Origin of the sequence: Streptococcus sp. NLAE-zl-C503, from assembly GCF_900104285.1 — a bacterium.
GTDB lineage: Bacteria > Bacillota > Bacilli > Lactobacillales > Streptococcaceae > Streptococcus.
Genome location: NZ_FNJT01000001.1, coordinates 432,043 through 451,309, shown reverse-complemented (window position 1 = coordinate 451,309; position 19,267 = coordinate 432,043). Strand labels below are relative to the sequence as shown.

Annotated in this window: 17 protein-coding genes and 2 pseudogenes; 1 reads left to right on the top strand and 18 read right to left on the bottom strand. The window is 39.4% G+C overall.

Annotation, left to right across the window (positions count from 1 at the left end; all coding sequences use genetic code 11):
• Nucleotides 1-122: 122 nt before the first annotated feature.
• Nucleotides 123-1,193 (top strand): tyrosine recombinase XerS, encoded by a 1,071-nt coding sequence (gene xerS, locus BLS46_RS02170; RefSeq protein WP_093585367.1) that lies wholly within the window; start codon nt 123-125, stop codon nt 1,191-1,193.
• 79 nt (nt 1,194-1,272) lie between these two features.
• On the opposite strand, the gene BLS46_RS02165 is transcribed toward xerS, so the two are convergent.
• The 18 genes and pseudogenes from BLS46_RS02165 to BLS46_RS02080 form a co-directional block, all read right to left on the bottom strand.
• On the bottom strand, nt 1,273-1,914 hold the full coding sequence (locus BLS46_RS02165) for a hypothetical protein (RefSeq protein ID WP_093585365.1): 642 nt from the start codon (nt 1,912-1,914) through the stop codon (nt 1,273-1,275).
• Nucleotides 1,915-2,018: 104 nt separating this feature from the next.
• On the bottom strand, nt 2,019-3,008 hold the full coding sequence (locus BLS46_RS02160; RefSeq protein ID WP_093585363.1) for a lipoate--protein ligase: 990 nt from the start codon (nt 3,006-3,008) through the stop codon (nt 2,019-2,021).
• Nucleotides 3,009-3,199: 191 nt separating this feature from the next.
• A complete protein-coding gene (gene lpdA, locus BLS46_RS02155; protein WP_093585360.1) occupies nt 3,200-4,906 on the bottom strand; it encodes a dihydrolipoyl dehydrogenase in 1,707 nt (568 codons plus the stop codon).
• Between the two features lie 43 nt (nt 4,907-4,949).
• A complete protein-coding gene (locus tag BLS46_RS02150) occupies nt 4,950-5,993 on the bottom strand; it encodes a dihydrolipoamide acetyltransferase (RefSeq protein WP_093585357.1) in 1,044 nt (347 codons plus the stop codon).
• Nucleotides 5,994-6,558: 565 nt separating this feature from the next.
• Nucleotides 6,559-7,551, bottom strand: a complete 993-nt coding sequence (locus tag BLS46_RS02145; RefSeq protein WP_000448706.1) for an alpha-ketoacid dehydrogenase subunit beta — start codon at nt 7,549-7,551, stop codon at nt 6,559-6,561.
• 15 nt (nt 7,552-7,566) lie between these two features.
• On the bottom strand, nt 7,567-8,535 hold the full coding sequence (locus tag BLS46_RS02140) for a thiamine pyrophosphate-dependent dehydrogenase E1 component subunit alpha (protein WP_093585354.1): 969 nt from the start codon (nt 8,533-8,535) through the stop codon (nt 7,567-7,569).
• Nucleotides 8,536-8,689: 154 nt separating this feature from the next.
• A pseudogene (locus BLS46_RS02135) lies at nt 8,690-10,040 on the bottom strand (MATE family efflux transporter).
• Nucleotides 10,041-10,081: 41 nt separating this feature from the next.
• A complete protein-coding gene (locus tag BLS46_RS02130) occupies nt 10,082-11,350 on the bottom strand; it encodes a dihydroorotase (protein WP_093585352.1) in 1,269 nt (422 codons plus the stop codon).
• Between the two features lie 12 nt (nt 11,351-11,362).
• A complete protein-coding gene (locus tag BLS46_RS02125; protein ID WP_001135768.1) occupies nt 11,363-11,827 on the bottom strand; it encodes an NUDIX hydrolase in 465 nt (154 codons plus the stop codon).
• A gap of 9 nt (nt 11,828-11,836) precedes the next feature.
• Nucleotides 11,837-12,490 (bottom strand): uracil-DNA glycosylase, encoded by a 654-nt coding sequence (locus tag BLS46_RS02120; protein WP_093585350.1) that lies wholly within the window; start codon nt 12,488-12,490, stop codon nt 11,837-11,839.
• A gap of 117 nt (nt 12,491-12,607) precedes the next feature.
• Nucleotides 12,608-13,519, bottom strand: coding sequence for a hypothetical protein (locus tag BLS46_RS02115; protein WP_093585347.1), 912 nt, complete (start codon nt 13,517-13,519; stop codon nt 12,608-12,610).
• Nucleotides 13,520-13,555: 36 nt separating this feature from the next.
• Nucleotides 13,556-14,248: a pyrimidine 5'-nucleotidase PynA gene (locus BLS46_RS02110; RefSeq protein ID WP_093585342.1), complete on the bottom strand. Its 693-nt coding sequence runs from the start codon at nt 14,246-14,248 to the stop codon at nt 13,556-13,558.
• Nucleotides 14,249-14,278: 30 nt separating this feature from the next.
• Nucleotides 14,279-14,890: pseudogene (locus BLS46_RS10095) on the bottom strand (hypothetical protein).
• An 89-nt stretch (nt 14,891-14,979) separates the two neighbouring features.
• Nucleotides 14,980-15,597 carry a hypothetical protein gene (locus tag BLS46_RS02100; protein WP_373878960.1) on the bottom strand — a complete coding sequence of 206 codons (618 nt, stop codon included), beginning with the start codon at nt 15,595-15,597 and terminating at the stop codon, nt 14,980-14,982.
• Between the two features lie 293 nt (nt 15,598-15,890).
• The gene (locus BLS46_RS02095) at nt 15,891-16,433 is read right to left on the bottom strand and encodes a ClbS/DfsB family four-helix bundle protein (protein ID WP_093585339.1); all 543 of its coding nucleotides are present in this window, start codon (nt 16,431-16,433) and stop codon (nt 15,891-15,893) included.
• Between the two features lie 133 nt (nt 16,434-16,566).
• Nucleotides 16,567-17,481 (bottom strand): peptidase, encoded by a 915-nt coding sequence (locus tag BLS46_RS02090; RefSeq protein WP_093585336.1) that lies wholly within the window; start codon nt 17,479-17,481, stop codon nt 16,567-16,569.
• Between the two features lie 239 nt (nt 17,482-17,720).
• Nucleotides 17,721-18,557 (bottom strand): AraC family transcriptional regulator, encoded by an 837-nt coding sequence (locus BLS46_RS02085; RefSeq protein ID WP_093585333.1) that lies wholly within the window; start codon nt 18,555-18,557, stop codon nt 17,721-17,723.
• A 202-nt stretch (nt 18,558-18,759) separates the two neighbouring features.
• The gene (locus BLS46_RS02080) at nt 18,760-19,254 is read right to left on the bottom strand and encodes a YkgJ family cysteine cluster protein (RefSeq protein WP_093585330.1); all 495 of its coding nucleotides are present in this window, start codon (nt 19,252-19,254) and stop codon (nt 18,760-18,762) included.
• Between the last annotated feature and the right edge of the window lie 13 nt (nt 19,255-19,267).

Below are 19,267 nucleotides of genomic sequence, written 5' to 3'. Positions count from 1 at the left end.
GTCTTTGTTTTTTTCTAAAATCAGTAAACACTTATTACATCTTTCCGAAAAACTATAATTTTCTTGAAAAATAAATAAGTCTATGCTATACTACTAGTTAGACTTATTTATGGAGAAAATATATGAAACGTGAGATTTTACTGGAACGAATCGACAAACTAAAACAAATCATGCCCTGGTATGTTCTGGAATACTACCAATCTAAGCTTGCTGTGCCCTACAGTTTTACAACCTTGTACGAATATCTCAAGGAATACGATCGATTTTTCAGCTGGGTTTTGGAGTCTGGTATTTCAAACGTTGATACAATGGCCGATATTCCCTTATCTATCTTAGAACATATGACAAAAAAAGACATGGAATCCTTTATCCTATATCTACGAGAACGACCTTTGCTGAATGCTAATACAACCAAGCAAGGTGTCTCTCAGACAACTATCAATCGAACCTTATCGGCACTTTCTAGTCTTTATAAGTATCTAACCGAGGAAGTTGAAAACGAGCAAGGAGAACCCTATTTCTATCGTAATGTAATGAAGAAAGTTTCAACCAAGAAAAAGAAAGAAACCCTTGCTGCCAGAGCTGAAAACATCAAGCAAAAACTCTTTCTAGGTGATGAAACAGAAGGTTTTCTAACTTATATCGACCAAGAGTACCCACAACAACTCTCAAATCGGGCTCTTTCATCATTTAATAAAAATAAGGAACGTGATTTAGCCATTATTGCCCTTCTCTTGGCCTCAGGTGTCCGCTTATCTGAAGCTGTTAATCTAGATCTAAGAGATCTCAATCTCAAAATGATGGTTATTGATGTCACACGTAAAGGTGGCAAACGTGACTCGGTTAATGTCGCTGCCTTTGCTAAGCCTTATCTAGAGAATTATCTAGCCATTCGAAATCAACGATATAAGACTGAAAAGACGGATACAGCACTCTTTCTGACTCTCTATCGAGGTGTTCCCAATCGTATTGACGCTTCCAGCGTTGAAAAAATGGTTGCTAAGTACTCTGAGGACTTCAAAGTTCGTGTAACTCCCCACAAACTGCGCCATACCCTAGCAACTAGACTCTATGATGCGACTAAATCGCAAGTTTTGGTCAGTCATCAGCTAGGACATGCCAGTACACAAGTCACTGACCTCTATACCCATATCGTCAATGATGAACAAAAGAATGCTTTAGATAGTTTATAAGTGTTACATATTATAAATTATGTAAATCAACTATCGCTAAAAAACGAAAGATCAATTCCTTTTATCTTTCGTTTTTTATTTATTTAAACTCAATCCAGTAGTTACGATGGGGCTCTATAATTACTGGTTTACCCCAAAAGGCTTGTAGATAGGCTAGATTTGCTGGGCTTACAGGTTTTTTTGAATCATTGTACTGCTCAGCACTCTCTTTAGTTAGAAAACATTTTACTGCTTCATAAGAAGTTCCATCAGCTGATTCTCTTTCGATTCCCATATAAGAAATTTCGTCACCTTTTTTAAGACTGTCAGTTAACAGTTTACCAATAAAGAACACTGTCTTATTTTTCATAAATTCATAAGCCTTACTATTTTCCAGTCGGTTATTTGCTGCAGCATACAGAATACAAAAACTATCAACAATGTCTTTCAAAGGCATTAAGTCCTCTTTCTTTACTTTGATTTCATCGGGAAGAAGACCGCCAATTATAAGATTTTGGAAATGGGCTTGCTGGATTATATTATCTAAGGCCATTCCTAAAGGTATTTGAACAGCTTGGTATCCTAAAGGCTGAAGCTCTCTGTATTTCTTATCATAATGTTCTTGTGTGATGGTTATATTTAAACTTTCAGTTTGAGAAATTTCCGTATTTCTATAAAAAGCAACAACATTGCGGTCTAACTGTTCAAATAGATTAAGTTTTTCTACTGGAATTTCTAACATAACGAATAACTCCTTTTCATTTTTCATCACTATTATAATCTAATCAGCATGATTATTAAGTTTAACCCTAATAAAAGAATCCATCATAAATGGATTCTTTTCCCTTACCCCACTACTGCTTCAGCGATTTCTTCGCGGCTAATGCCAGCGAAGTAGCGTGTAATGTCAATAGTTTCTAGTGCCTTGAGGACATCTTCGCGTTCGTATTTCACTCCACGAAGGACATCTTCTACAGCTGCAACGTCTTCAATACCAAAGAAGTCACCATAGATCTTGATATCTTGGATTTTTGATTCAATGACGTTGGCAAAAACTTCAACCTTACCGCTGGTAAATTTTGTTCCACGACGGACGTTAAATTCAGGTGATTTACCGTAGTTCCAGTCCCAAGTTCCAAACTTGGTATCCTTGATGCGATTGATTTCGGCCAATTCTTGCTCAGAAAAAGTGTATTCAGTCATCTCTGGGTACTCTTTTTTCATGTATTCCAATAGCAAATCACGGAATTCTTCAACAGTGATCTTTTCTGGTAATTCATTGATAATATTGGTTACACGAGCACGGACGGATTTCACACCTTTTGACTCAAATTTGTCCTTTGAAACCTTGAGAGCATTTGCTAGGACTGACAAATCAACGTCAAAGAGCAAGCAACCGTGGTGCATGATACGACCATTGATATAGGCTTGGGCATTGCCACAGAATTTTTTGCCATCAATCTCAAGGTCATTACGGCCTGTGAACTCAGCTTTAACACCAAGTTGAGCCAAGGTATTGATGACTGGAGTTGAGAAGCTCTTGAAGTCAAAGGCTTTGTTTTCATCTTCTTTTGAAATGATGGTGTAGTTGAGGTTGTTTAGGTCGTGATAAACAGCTCCACCACCACTGATACGTCGGACCACCTCAATGCCATTTTCACGAACATAATCACGGTTGATTTCTTCGATAGTGTTCTGGTGACGTCCAACAATGATAGATGGCTTGTTAATCCAAAGTAGGAAGATTTGATCCTCATCCAAAAGGTGTTTAAAGGAATATTCTTCCAAGGCGATATTAAAGGCAGTTTCGTTTGAATGATTGATAATATATTTCATGGTGTTTCCAAAAATTTAGTTTTTAAATTCTGTTCATAGCAATCCAATTTTCTAAAGTGGTAAAAAGAAATGTAACGTGTTATCGTTACATTTCTCGGAAAAATTGAGACAAGAGGCTCAATTTTTAGGCATGGAACTCTAATAGAGGTCGCTGCCGTCCGTACTACTTTAAGAAAATTTAGTTGAAAATCTTATTTATTTTTCTTAGGTGAATGGATAGCCATTCCTAAAACATCCGCAAATGCTTCGTACATCACTTCAGAGTATGTTGGGTGCCCGTGGATGGTCTTAAGCATTTCTTCAACAGTAATTTCCATTTCAATAATGCTTGACGCTTCGTTGATCAATTCTGCAGCTGCAGGACCGATGATATGGACGCCAAGGATTTCTCCGTATTTCTTATCCGCAATGACTTTAACGAAACCTTGAGCTGCATCAGAAGCAATGGCACGTCCGTTAGCCGCAAAGTTGAATTTACCGATAGCGACATCGTATTTCTCACGAGCTTGCTCTTCTGTTAAACCTACTGCTGCTACTTCAGGAAGAGTGTAAATGGCTGCAGGAGTCAAGTTAAGTTTCGCTACAACGTGATTTCCTTTAAGCGCATTTTCAGCTGCTACTTCACCCATACGGAAGGCTGCGTGGGCTAACATCTTGGTACCATTGATATCACCTGGTGCATATATACCTGGAATAGAAGTTTCCATGTATTCGTTGACCTTGATACGTCCACGATCCAATTCAAACTCAACTTCGCCCATACCTTCAAGATCTGGAACACGACCGATTGAAAGAAGAGCTTTGCTTGCAATAATATCGTCTTTTCCTTCAACCTTGATACGAAGTTGACCATTTTCCTCGATGATTTCTTGCAGTTTTGTACCAGTTAAGATGGTCATTCCTTTACGCTCAAGAATCAAACGAAGGTTCTTAGAAACTTCAGCATCCATGGCTGGAACGATACGGTCCATCATTTCGATAACAGTCACTTTTGAACCAAATGTCATGAAGGCCTGACCAAGTTCGATACCGACAACACCACCACCGATGATAACAAGGCTTTCTGGAACTTCGTTCATTTCAAGAATGTCATCACTTGTCATCACGAGTGATGATTCCATACCAGGAACATTGATCTTGCTGACTTTTGAACCACCAGCAAGGATGATTTTCTTGGTTTCAAGCAACTCCGAACCATTAACCAAGACATTCTTGTCTTTAGTGATGGTTCCAATTCCCTTATGAACAGTAACTCCATAGCTACGAAGAAGACCTGCAACTCCACCAACCAAAGTATTGACAACCTTAGACTTGGTTTCAAGGAGTTTGTCCATATCTACAGTGAAGTTTGGATTTTCGATGACGATACCACGGTTTGCTGCATGTCCGATGTTTTCAATGATTTCAGCGTTGTGAAGGTAGGTCTTAGTTGGGATACATCCACGGTTCAAGCACGTTCCACCAAGTTCAGATTTCTCAACAAGAGCAACCTTACCACCGAGTTGGGCTGCTTTAATTGCCGCAACGTAACCAGCAGGACCTCCACCAATCACAACGATATCAAAGGCATCATCACTCTTACCATCGTCGTTTGAGGCACTAGCTGCAGGTGCAGGTTTTGATTCTGGCGCTGCCGCTCCAGCGGTTGGGATGTTTTCACCTTCTTCGCCAAGATAACCGATAACTTCAGTTACTGGAACAGTTTCACCATCTCCTTTGAGGATGGCAATCAAGTATCCATCTTCTTCGGCTTCTAATTCCATGCTGACTTTGTCAGTCATGATTTCCAAAAGGATTTCTCCTTCTTTTACAAATTCCCCGACTTTCTTATTCCATTGGACGATTTGTCCTTCTGTCATATCCACGCCGGCTTTTGGCATAATTACTTCTAAGGCCATGTCTTACTTCCTTTATCTAAAACTCTAAAATAACAATAGCTACTTAAACCAACATTGAGATTGGATTCTCAATCAAGGCTTTCAAATCTTTCATAAACTTAGCACCAGCCATACCATCTACAACACGGTGGTCAATAGTTAATCCTAGGCTCATGATAGGGCGAATGACAATCTCACCATTGACAACTACAGGTTTCTCAACTGTTGAGCTAACCCCGAGGATAGCTGAGTTTGGTTGGTTGATGATCGGACCAAAAGATTGAACGCCAAACATTCCCAAGTTACTAATTGTGAAGGTTGAGTTTTGCAACTCACTTGGAGCTAATTTACCATCCAAGGTACGACCAATCACCTCCTTAAAGGCTACAACCAACTCTGACAAGCTCATCTTTTCAGCATTGTAAACAACAGGTGTCATTAGGCCATTATCCATACCGACTGCCATAGCAAGGTTGACATAGTTATGAGTGATAATGGTCTTACCATCTTCGGTCAATGAAGCGTTGATGTAAGGGTGTTTCATCAATGTCTTAACAACAGCTAGCGAAAGAAGATCAGTAACCGTAATTTTCTTACCAGTTGATTCCATGATTGGTTCAAGAACCTTCTTACGAAGAGCTAGCATTTCAGACATATCGACATCATAGTTAAGTGTGAAGGTTGGCGCAGTTAGGTAGGATTCAACCATACGTTGGGCAATAACCTTACGCATTGGTGTCATTGGAATACGCTCAATCTCACCATAAGGAGTGATATTGTCTGGAACTTCTTCCACTTTTTCGATTTGAGCAGGTGACTTGATGGTGTCGTTTTCGATATTTTCAGGAAGGAAGGCCAAAACGTCCTTCTTCATGATCTTACCACGATGACCAGTTCCTTGGATTTCCTGCCAAGCAATGTTATGTTCAAGGGCAATTCGTTTTGCAAGTGGCGAAATGCGAACCACGTTTGTGTCTTTATAAGTTTCCACGTCTTCTTTGTGGACACGACCGTTTGCACCTGAGCCAGAAGCGTCGTAGAGGTTGATACCTAGATCATCCGCTAACTTTCTAGCCGCAGGAGTCGCTCTTAGCTTGTCATCAGCCATGACCTCTCCAATTCTAATTATGATACTAAGGGCGTAAAAAAGCGACTGAAAAATAGGAAATCTATGCAGACTTCGATGAAGCCAAGGAGATTTATCTTTTTTCCGAGCTTTTAGCCCGTGTTCGAATATAAGATATTAAGGACGAAGAGAGCAATGAAAAAATAGGAGATTGACGATGTGTTCGATGAACACAAGGAAATCTATCTTTTTTTCGCAGACCTCCGTCCGAATTCAATTACATGATACTAAGGGCGTTAGTTAAAAGTCAAAGCGAAAATAGGAAACTTGACGAAGAAACATTAGTTTCTAGTAAAAGTTTATCTTTTTCACACAGACTTTAGCCCCTGTTCAACTCTACAAGTAACTTGGACACGAAACATGTCTCAAGTTACTACGGTTGCCGCTATCAGGCGGTCAACCTAGTAGATTTACTAAGTCACTCATCGAATAATAACAATTCGATTCGTTCCTGTCGCAACTTTACAAACAACTTGGATACAAAATATATCTCAAGTTACTAAAGTTAAAAACCTCTAAAATCTTACATAATTTAATTTATGCAAAATTATTCTTTGTTATAAGTCTTACGGATGGCATCTTTGATGCTTTCAACGGTTGGAATCATAGCATTTTCTAGGTTTTGTGCGTAAGGCATTGGCACATCTTCTCCTGCACAACGACGGATTGGTGCATCTAGATAGTCAAATGCTTCTGATTCTGAAATAATAGCTGAAATCTCTCCGATATAGCCACTTGTTTTATGGGCATCGTTGACCAGTACGACCTTACCAGTCTTCTTAACTGAGTTAATGATGATATCCTTATCAAGTGGAACAAGGGTACGTGGGTCCACAATTTCAACTGAAATTCCTTCTTCAGCTAATTCTTCAGCAGCTTGAACCACACGACGAAGCATTTTACCGTAAGTAACAACTGTTACATCCGTACCTTGGCGTTTGATTTCCCCAACCCCAAGTGGGATTGTGTAGTCTGGATCAACTGGCACTTCCCCTTTTTGGTTAAATTCTGACTTGTACTCAAGGATGATAACAGGGTTATTATCACGGATAGAAGACTTGAGAAGTCCTTTCATGTCAGCAGGCGTACCAGGCGCTACAACCTTAAGTCCAGGAATGTGAGTAAACCAAGACTCAAGGGATTGCGAGTGCTGAGCCGCAGAACCAACTCCGTTACCAGCTGCACATCGAACTGTCATTGGAACCTGACCTTTCCCACCAAACATATAACGTGTTTTAGCGGCTTGGTTAACGATATTGTCCATGGCAATGACCGAGAAGTCCATAAAGGTCATATCAACGATTGGGCGAAGTCCTGTCATGGCTGCTCCTGCTGCTGCTCCAGAGATGGCCGCTTCAGAAATCGGACAGTCACGAATACGTTCTGGACCAAATTCTTCAAGCATTCCGACAGAAGTTCCGAAGTCTCCTCCGAAGACACCGACGTCTTCTCCCATCAAGAATACATTTTCATCGCGACGCATTTCCTCAGACATAGCAAGGATAATGGTGTCACGGAACGACATTGTTTTTGTTTCCATTTTATCTCTTTCTCCTTAGTCTGCGTAAATATCTTCAAATGCGGATTCTAGTGGTGGGAATGGACTTTCTTCCGCAAATTTAACAGAAGCTTCTACTGCTTCCTTGACTTGCGCTTGGATTTCTTCCAATTCTTCTGCACTTGCAATAGTATTTTCAATGAGGTAATTGCGGAGGTTTTCAATTGGGTCTTTTTGTTTCCACAATTCTACTTCTTCACGTGTACGATATTTACCAGGGTCAGATGATGAGTGACCGAGCCAGCGATAAGTGACACTTTCAATCAAGACTGGGCCATTGCCACCACGAACATGGTCTACAGCTTTCTTAAATCCTTCATAAACATCAATGACATTGTTTCCATCTTCGATAAACATTCCAGGAATTCCGTATGCCGCACTACGGTGATGGATATGCTCTACATTGGTCATTTTCTTGATATCCGCAGAGATTCCATAACCGTTATTAATACAGTAGAAAATTACTGGCAGATTCCAGATGGAAGCCATGTTAACAGCTTCGTGGAAAACACCTTCGTTGGTAGCACCGTCACCAAAGAAGCAGACAACAATCTTGCCTGTCTTTTTCATTTGCTGACTGAGGGCTGCACCAACAGCGATTCCCATACCACCACCTACGATACCATTGGCACCAAGGTTACCCGCATCAAGGTCGGCAATATGCATAGAACCACCTTTTCCTTTACAGGTCCCAGTGTATTTACCAAGGATTTCTGCCATCATACCATTGAGGTCGATTCCTTTGGCAATAGCTTGTCCATGACCACGGTGGTTTGAGGTAATCAGATCATCTGGATTGAGAGCTAGCATAGCTCCGACGTTAGCGGCTTCCTCTCCAACAGAAAAGTGAGTCATACCAGGAACTTTTCCTTTTTTTACTAATTGTGCAATTTTTAAGTCCATTCGACGGATTTCTTCCATCTTACGGAACATCTCTAGCAAGAGATTTCTATCTAAAGTTGACATAATCTCGCCTTTCTAGGTTTAAAGTTTTATATCCTCATTCTATCGCATTATGAAAGCACTGTCAAAATATATGCTTAGATTCTTTCACAAAATACAAAAAGAAAACCCCAGTTTATCGGGATTTTCTATAAATTAAAACATTTTTTCACAAAGTTTATTTGACATTGGAAACTTCAAATCTTTTCATAATTGTTTGCAAACGCCATTGATAGAGGATAACACTAACGACCAAACTCGCTATTAGACCAATCCAGTAAGAATAGGCTCCCAAAGTTGTCACATGATCTAGGAATAAGCCTAATGGAATGGACACAGCCCAGTAAGCAATTACTCCTAGATAGAAGGGAACAACCGTATCCTTATAGCCTATCAGTATTCCTTGTAAAGGAGCTGCAACGGTGTCAGCTAACTGGAAAAATAGACTATAAGTTAGGAAGGTAGATGTTAGTTCAATGAAGTCAGGATTATTCCCATATAAACTGGCTACGACATCTCTCAAAATATAGAGAAAGCTCAATGTAAAGCCTGCAAATATCAATGCTATCCAACGACCAATTTTGATATAGGTCTTGGCATCATCAAAACGCTTAGCCCCTACTTCATAAGAAACAACTATGGCCATGGCAGAGGAGATGCTCACAGGAAAGGCATACATGAGAGTTGAGAAGTTCATGGCTGACTGATGGCTAGCAATAATCATAGACGAAAATTTAGCCATAATCAAACCAACGACTGAAAAAATAATAACCTCAGCAAAAACAGTACCACCGATTGGTAAGCCCAAGCGAATTCCCTCTATAATTCTCTCTAATTTCAGAGGGGCGCGTCGTTCTAAATGAAGTTCTTTTAGGTTTTTCTGCTTGACCAAGATGATGACAGAGATTCCAAGAAGACACCAGTAAGCTAGGGACGTACCTAAGCCCTGCTCCACCTAACTCTGGAAAGCCAAAAGCACCGTAGATCAATAAATAATTAAATCCACAATTTAAAGGTAGCAATAAGATCATGAGGTACATAGATAGTTTGGTCAGACCGAGTGAATCAAGTAGCGATCGGATAACACTAAAGAGCAACAAGGGAATAATTCCGATAGACAAGTACCAAAGATAAGAAACCGAAACAGCTGCCACTTGATTTTCTAAGCCGATATGATTTAAGACTGGGGGTGCCAAGAATACTACCATTCCAAGCAAGACCAAAGACAGTCCGAAAGCTAAGTAGATGAATTGGTAGAAGTCAGATGCTACTTCTTCCTTTTTGCCTCGTCCTAGATGATGGCCTATGATAGGAACCATAGCCGAAACAATCCCTGTTAAAAAGGTAAAGAAAGGATTCCAGAGACTCGTTGCAGTTGAAACACCAGCCAAGTCCATGGTATTGTACTGCCCCGTCATGGTTGTATCGACAAAAGAGGCAGAATAATTGGCAAACTGATAAATCAGGATGGGGAAAAATATCTTAAGAAATAAGACAAACTTATCTTTAAATTGATGGGTTGGATACATAAGTGCTCTCTATTCTTTTCAATTTAAGAGCAGAGTCCCATCTAGTTTTGGTAGACGATTTGTCCCTTACAGATAGTATATTTGACCTGCCCTTTTAAGGTTTCGCCGATAAATGGTGAATTTGATGATTTTGAAGCAAAGTCTGGACCAACAGTACGATCAGCCTTGTCATCAAAGATGGTGATATCCGCTGGACCATTTTCAGCTAAGTAGCCTGCTTCAAAGTTATAAAGCTTAGCTGGATTGACAGTCATTTTTTCTAGCAATTCCATCAAGCTTAGCTCACCAGCTTCCACCAAATAAGTCAAGCCGAGAGAAAGAGAGGTTTCCAATCCAGTCATACCAGATGGTGCTTTAGTGATATCCTCTACATTTTTCTCATCTGCATGGTGAGGCGCGTGGTCTGTCGCAATCACAGTGATGACGCCTGACTTGAGACCTTCGATCACAGCACGACGATCCGACTCCAAACGAAGCGGAGGATTCATTTTGGCATTACTACCTTGCGTCAAGAGGAGGGCCTCTGTCTTAGAGAAATGCTGAGGAGCTACTTCTGCGGTGACATGGGCACCCAAACCTTGAGCGAACTCCACTACCTTGACACTTTCCTCCTTAGATAAATGCTGGATGTGAACATGGGCCTTAGTTGCGTAGGCAATCATGACATCACGCGCAATCATAGCGTATTCTGCCACTCCTGTCGCACCACAGATCTTGAAGTGGTCTTTAGCGATGTTTTCGTTAAATCCAAGAATCCCATTCAAGCCTGGATCTTCCTCGTGTAGACAAACAAAGGTGCCAAGTTTTTTAGCAGTCTCCAAGGCTTCTTTGAGAACCTTGCTACTTTCAAGTGGAATACCGTCATCTGAAAAACCAACGGCTCCAGCTTCCAAAAGTGCCTTAAAATCAGTCAAGTCTTGCCCATTAAAGTTCTTAGTAATGGTCGCAACTGTCTTGACATTGATCTTTTCTTTAGCAGCTGACTGGAGAACTTCTTGCAAAGTCTCCACATCCGAAATGGTTGGACTAGTATTAGCCATCATGACAACGGTTGTAAATCCACCTGCAGCAGCAGCTAGGGCGCCCGTATGGATGTCTTCTTTGTGTGTTTGACCCGGTTCACGGAAATGAACATGAATATCAACTAGTCCAGGCGCAACCACAAGCCCAGTAGCATCAATTAGCTCTGCTCCTTCTTCCTTGATTTCGGCAGCAATTTTGACAATTTTCCCATCTTGGACTAAAACATCACACACTTGATCCAAACCAGACTTAGGATCCATTACACGACCATTTTTGATTAGTAGCATCTGCTTTCTCCTTTATTCATAGAAATCAACTTGGGTATCCAACAATTTATCCCCATCATAAACAAACTTTGCTGAAAAGAAGGGTTTGTCCTCTAAAAGCCATTCAACAAAGGTGTGGTCACCTTCCCAAGTTGGCTTGCTCAAGACTTCATCATAGGGGACCCATTCCAGCGTCCCCTCATTGCAGTCAATCAAGTCACCCTCAAACTCAGTCACCTTAAAAACATAGGTGTACCAGTCTAGATCTGGTGTGAATTCTGGAAAAGTGATAACACCTTTAAGTACTGGCTTGGCTTTGAGGCCTGTCTCTTCGAGAATTTCACGCGCAGCGCATTCCTGAGGAGTCTCCCCTCGCTCCAGCTTACCACCCACACCAATCCATTTGCCTTCATGGACATCATTGGGCTTCTTATTGCGATGCAGCATGAGCAGTTCTTTTCCGTTATCAATGTAGCAAATCGTCGCTAACTGAGGCATATTCTCTCCTTATCTAAGCCAATCAATTGGCACTTGTCCTGTCTCTTTTAAAAATGCATTAGCCTTAGAAAAAGGCTTGGAACCCCAAAATCCTCTGAAAACAGATAAAGGACTGGGATGAGCTGATTCGATAATCAAATGGTGAGGATTGGTAACCAAGGCCTTCTTCTTGCGTGCATAAGCACCCCAGAGTACAAAGACTACAGGTCTGTCTAGATTATTGACAACCCGAATCACGGCATCAGTAAAAGGCTCCCATATCTGCCCAGCATGACCATTGGCTTGACCAGCAGGAACCGTCAAGCAAGCATTGAGAAGTAAGACTCCTTGCTCAGCCCAAGCGGTCAAATCATGTGATTTCTTAACCCCGATATCATCTGACAATTCTTTCAAGATATTTTGCAAGGACGGTGGCGCTGGGATAGAGTCAGGAACAGAAAAACTCAAGCCCTGTGCCTGACCTGGCCCGTGATAGGGGTCTTGCCCTAGAATCACCACCTTAACTTCTTCAAGTGGTGTAGTCAAGAGAGCCTGAAAAACTTTTTCCTTAGGTGGATAGACAGTTCCCTGAGCATAGACCTGTTCCATAAATTGATTGATTTTCCCGAAATAACCTTCAGGTAATTGCTCCTTAATCAAAGCATGCCAAGATGAGTGTTGCATAGCCAACTCCTTCGTTTTTCCTGCCTCTATTATAGCAAAAAGTGGCTATCTAAACCACTTTTTTAGTTTCTACAAATATTTCGAGAATTTTTGAAAAGAATCTCCATTTGAAAGTGACTACTTACTATCTTGTGAAGCATTAGACAGGATAAATTCCTTGTCAATCTCATCGATAGTCATCTCAGTTCGGATATTTAGATTTTCATTAAATCTTTTATTCAATTCCCTTGTGACACTCGTTTTAAACTCATCACTCGATTTTTGTCTATAATAATCAAATCCTACAGAAGCCGCGCTACAGCAACTCCCCCAATCAGAAAGATAGCCGATAATTTCAAAAAAACTATCATTATATCTTTCAAATCTTTTCGTTGCAGAACTTTTTAAATACCCTGAAATACAATTTACAAAGGTATAGTAATACCTCGAATCTCGAAATGAATTGTATTCTTGGCTATGAAAACTTGGATCGATAATTCGTGCTTCTCGCACATCTTTCATGGTGGGTTTTCTAGGAATTTTAATATCAGTCAGTAGATAAGCATAATAGGTTTCCTTGTCAAAAAAGGCTCCATCTGCGGCTATCAATGAACCATATACACCGTCTTCATATTGAAACACCATCACAGCACCATTCCTATATTTACTTTCGACAGGAACAGGCGGAGCAATTCTTTTTTTAGGCTTTTCTTTTTTGACACTAATTTTTTCTAAAAACTTTTCTAGATTTGCACTCCTCTGTTTTAAAAATTTACTATCTGCACCTAATTCTTGGGCAAGAGCTAAATCTTCCTTTTTATCAATAATCTCTTTGATTTCAAGTAAGAATCCATCATCTAATTGCCCAACTTCCCATATACAATGTGCCAGAGCGAACAAGACATTATATCTATCGTCATCGTCTAAACCCATTGTCAAGTCATTTTTGATAGTAGCTGGTTCTTCTCCTCCATTGTATCTCTCGAAAAATTCTTCCTTAATATCTAAGGAGGTATCGTTTCCAAAAATGGTTGCATTCCATGTTCCCATAATTTATAGACTCCTCTATAGTTTATTATTCCATTATTAAAGTAGTTCCAAACAATCCAGCAAGTCTTGGTAAGAATGGACTTCATAGGTCGGCTGGGCTTGTGTATTATTTTCCAGATGATGGGGATTGAACCAGATAGTGTTGATTCCAGCATTATTCCCACCTTGAATGTCCGCTGTCAGGGAATCTCCAATCATAACCGTTTTTTCTTTATCAAATCCAGCAATCTGCTGACCTATTTTTTCATAGAATAGTGCATCAGGCTTTTGCGTTTGCAACTGCTCGGAAATAAAGATTTGGTTGAAATAGGGAGCCAGACCTGATTGAGCCAAGCGCCCTGTTTGAATAGCAGTTATCCCATTTGTCGCAGCGTACAGCTCATAATCACGCTCAATGAGACTGTCCAAAAGTTCATGAGCCCGCGAAAGAGTTTGTCCCTGCCGGGCTAGAAGAAACTGGTATCGCTGGGCCAGTAAAGTCCCATCTTTCTCTAGCCCAAAATGAGCAAACAAACGTGAAAAGCGCGTGTTAACCAGCTCTTGTTTACTGATTTTCTTTTGCTCCAAATCCTTCCAGAGAGCCTTGTTCATAGGAACGTAATAGTCTTTATTGGCTTGAATGTCTGCAACCCCTTCTTCTTTTAGAAGTTGCGTCAGAGCCACATCCTCAGCAGCATCAAAATCAAGCAAGGTGTGGTCGAGGTCGAAGAGTAAAAATTTGTAGGACATTAAATTTCCTTTCTGAGTGAGAAAAAGTCGCTAATATTTATTTGGAAAATATTCTTTTCCCAACTGCCATAAATACTGATCAATCTCTTTAAGATTAAATTCTTCTAATCCGTAGTATTCTCTAAAAGCAATAATTATATTTTTAAATTTTTGATAATCTTTTAGATCTGCATTCTTAAAGTTGGAAAATTTATCTGTTTTTCTAAAATATTTCAATACTTTTTCTACATAGCTATCATAAATAGGGTATTCTTTAGGATTATGATGGGAACAGTATTTAGTAGAAAAAGAATAGAACTTTCTAGTTACTCCATTGATAGTAACATTCTGAATTTCATTGACTAAAGTTACATCACCTTGTCTCAATCTCTCGTCAATTTTAAGACTCAGAATATGCTCTGCAACTGGATAAACTGAAAAAATATTTGTGCTATAAAAATCATTTAATGTAGCAACCTATAATAAAATATCAGAAATTTCTTCGTTACTTGGTAATAGCTCAAAAAATAATTTATCTAAAGCATCTTCTTGTAACCTATAATTTTTAAGGTTTTTCCACGATTTCAAGTATTTTTCTACTTCACTGGCTGATGGTTTAGAAATAACAATATCTGATTTCTGTTTTCTAGAGTTTATTTGCATACTTATCTAACTTTAAGTAGTTATTTAAAAAATTTGATAGATTTATTATAGCATATTACAAAACGTATGGCTAACCTCTTCATTCTCCCCTACTCCAACTCCTTCGCTATTCTGCTTTTTTCAAGTTTTCCCTTTGCAATTCGTTTCCATAAAACAAGTGGGTTCAAACTATAAGATAGGCGTACGAGGAAATAGTTAACCCATTCAATAAGAGCAAAAAGCTGTATCAATGTGGCTAAGATAGCCACTTGGAAACTCTGTGTATTCCAGACAATAACAAGAGGATTCAGACTATAGGATAAGCGTAGGAGGAAATAATTGATCCATTCGATTAGTGCAAAAAGCTGTATTAGTGTGGCTATAATAGCCACTTGAAAACTCTGTGTATTCCAGACAATAAAAGGAAAGCCTGAAATAAGTAAAACAAGGTCTAGTATTCTGAAACCACCATATAGTTTGGGGACACTAGCGCTTCCGAACTGAGGTTTCGAGAGTCTTCTCATCAAAATCGCCCAATAGATTGAACCTTGAAGCAATATAAATGTCAGTAAAGACAGAGGATAGAGAATGGTTACTAGACTATTCACATCACCAAGCCGATTTTTCAAAAGGAAAAAACAAAACCAAAAGGTTAGGACGGCTGTAAACTCTCCCAAACAAAGGGACACCAACTCTCTTCTCACTTTCTCTTTTTGTATGTTCATCATCTCACCCATCTATCTATCATCCTATATCAGAAAAACTCCATTCTAACCATTTTCTAGTCAACATTTCTCAGAATCAAGGCATTCTAAGCGTCGAACAGTCCAATTCCTTTAATATCATTGTAATTCTAAACTTAAAATTGCTATAAAATAAATGTTTTAGGGCTATTCTAAGTCTATGACAGCCTTAAATTTTAATTTTTGAAGGATTCTAAAGCTAGAATTGTTCAAAAATCACGAGAATGAAACTATTCGAAGCTTAGAAGAACTTTTGGTGAATTTCAATAGCACTTCAACTAGCTATTCTTACAATTTCTCTGATGAGCTTTGAGTTTTTTCAGAGCCCAGTCATAGTGACTGGAGGTGCTACTGACAAAGTAGGAACCTAGACTTGTTCCTCCCGTCCACTTATAAACACCTTTTGTGAACAATTCGTCATTGCTGAAGCCTTCCATCAACTCTAAAACCTCTTTATGCGATTGATTGAGGAGTTTGGTCGCTTCTTCTAAAGACGTTTTCTGGTGCTTCTTCCAAATAGCGACATTCATTTCCCCATAAGTTTTCCAATTATAAGGTTCAGGGAGAAAAGGTCTCTCATGACCCTTTTGATTAGAATGTACCCAGGTCAAAAGTAACTGATGCCATTCATAGAGATGGATCAGGACATCCCGTAGATTTTTATCTCTTTTCCAGTGAGCTTCTTTTTTCTTTTGGTCTTTTGAAAAATCAAAAGGAATCTGTAGTTCCTCTTCACTTAATTTAGATATAAAGTGATTAAGCTTTTCATAGTTTTCCTTAGAGGCTAGCAGTAGCTCCTCTTTTGTTCTTGGTCTAGGCATAGGAGTTCTCCCTTCATTTTTAAGTAGAATAAGCTATTTTCTTACTTCATTATACCATAACCATAATCAAAAAGCAGTTCTTCATTTTACGAAAAACTGCTTTTACTGACTAGTTATTTTATGCTTATAGTCACTAGTTTACATATAAATCTCTAAAGCGACCATCCACTTCAGCTATCTGATAGAGCAAGTGGGCTAGTTCTTGGTAATCTTCTTTTAAACATGAAAGGTGGGCTTTGCCAAATAGAGTAGCCAATTCTTCTTTGAATCTTGCCCCTTTCGGATCATGATCTTTTAAGAACTTACTGAGATAGAGATTTCGAACAGCAGCAAGTTTAAAGCTGAAATACTGATGCAATTGTTTTTGTTCTGTATTTAAGCCATTTTCAGCCACTGCTTTTGCATAGCGTTCCAAAACACCACTTTGACCATTCAGATATCGGTTTTTCATAATCCTTGCCGTTTCCTGATAGATTTCAGTCTGACTAGGACTCTTGACCTTCTTAAAATTTCCCCACATGGAATAAGCTCCACGCTTATAGTCAATAGACTCTGCCTTCCAGGCTTCTAAGATGTCTTTAAAAGCAACCTTCATACAGGCAAAACCAGCTGGATCATGCAAATAGAGATACTGACCATCAAGAGCATACACGGTTACAAAGTGATCCACACCATAAAGGATTGTGTGATTGGGATTGTAAGTCAGATGACCCATATCAAGAGGTCCCAGTACGACAGGTCCATTGGACAGAAAGGTTTCCAACTTTCTTTTAATTTCTTCCAAATTAACTTCTGCTCCATCTTTTAGATAGAAATCCTCATAGTCAAACCCTAGTATTTTTAAGGAATGGGAGATGGAAAGGTCTGGCATTCCATTATCAAAAAATACTATAGGGTGTTGCTCATCTTCCTTTATGATACTAGCGCCATTTCCCATGACCATGATTGCCTCTAAAAACTCTGCTTTAAAGTCATAACCATAGGTTTCTAGTGCCATTGCCAATGAATAGCTATAGCAAAGTGACACATCTCCAAAATACATCTGCATATTCATGCCTCCTTATCTTCTATGAGACTATTATACCGAGATAACGTTACTCATACCCCATTAAATCCACACAAAAAATATAGCATGTTTGATTTACAGACATGAATTTCTTTATATTTAAATTTAAATTAAATTGTAATCCTTTTTTTCATAAGTTATTTCTCAAATAAAGAAAAAGCTCTGTAAAAGAAATCTTCTACAGAGTCAGCTTTCCATCTTTATAAAAAATAGAAAATAATCTAGTCCTTGATCACTGGTATCCAGAGTTCCATTTGGTAGTTTGGAGACGACATATCACCTTCGAAATAAACTTCAAAGTCTGGCGCTCCTGAGTGGCGATAGCCAGTTTCTGGGAAAAAGACTTCCAAAACATACTTCCAAGCATGGTGGATGCTGGTTGGTACAGCCCCCTTGACTGGTACGATAGCATATTCAGCTGCTGGGATTTCCTTGATAGAAAGGCCTAAGGCTTCTGCTTTCGCTTTATCCGTCACATCATAAGCCGCCATGTAGTTAATGATTTCACCCTCTTTGACATCAGAGCAGAGTCCAAAGGATTGGCCACTGCCCAAACTTTCTAGGCTTTCAAAGCTGTGATTGGCATAGAGTTGATCCCAAGCAGACGGACACTGGCTATTGTCAATAGCTTCCAATAGGACGCCTGCTACAGTAAAAACAGGTTTCTTTTGAATCTTGATATCCATGTTCTTTCCTCCTGTAATCTTTAAGGATAATTGAAGTCTAGGAAAGACCCGATAAGGTTTTCCATTCCTAACTTCTGAGGGGGTTGCACCATGGAATTTCTTAAAGGCTGCGCTGAAGGCATCCGCAGACTCATAGCCGTATTTCATCGCTATGTCAATGACTTTCTCAGAGCTTTCCCGCAAGTCCGTCACAGCTTCTGACAGCCTGCGATTACGCAAGTATTCTGCTAAAGTCATATCTGCTAGGATGGAAAAGAGCCTGCTAAAGAGAGGGTAAGAATAGCCCGATAGCTGCTGAAATCTTTTCATATCCACTTCTCCAGTCAGCTGCTGCTCCAAATAATCCATGGTTCGATTGAATTGATGCATCATATTCTTTTCTTCTTACCTCCACAAGATACAAAGGCCGTTAAAAGCAAAGTTAAAATAGGAAAATTGACGCTGAAGCTTCTGGTTCTAGGAAATTTTCTCTTTTTCTCATAGCTTTTAGGCCGTGTTCAATTCTATCTATAGTCTAACAGATATCAGATACTTCCACCCTAGAATCTTTGTACAAGATTTAAAGGTGTAAATTCTATAACTTATCTTTTAATTTCTCAACAAAGAGATAGGCTGCTGGGCAGGTCAAGGTATTCTTAATCGTCAAATGATTAATTTGATGGATCTTTTTCCGGTCTGTATGGGGAAATTCACGACAGGCCTTGAGACGAACGTCATAGATGGAACAGAGATTATCTCCTCCTAGAAAGGGACAGGGCATGGATTTAAAAACCTTGTCACCGTCTTCGTCCACCTGTAAAAACTCTGCTTCAAAGGCTGGTAATTTCATCTTAAAATACTTAGCAATACGGGTTATATCTGCTTCTTTGAAGTCGGGCCCCAATGTCTTGCAACAGTTAGCGCAGACAGTACAATCAATTTCAGCAAAGACTTCTTCATGAATTTGCTGGGCTATCTTATCTAAGTTTTTAGGAGGTTTTTTCTTTAGATTAGCCAAGACTTTTCGGTGCTCCTTCTGTTTTTGCAAGGCTAACTGGTGGTAATACTCAATATCAATTTCTTTAGACATAATTGCTTTCTAA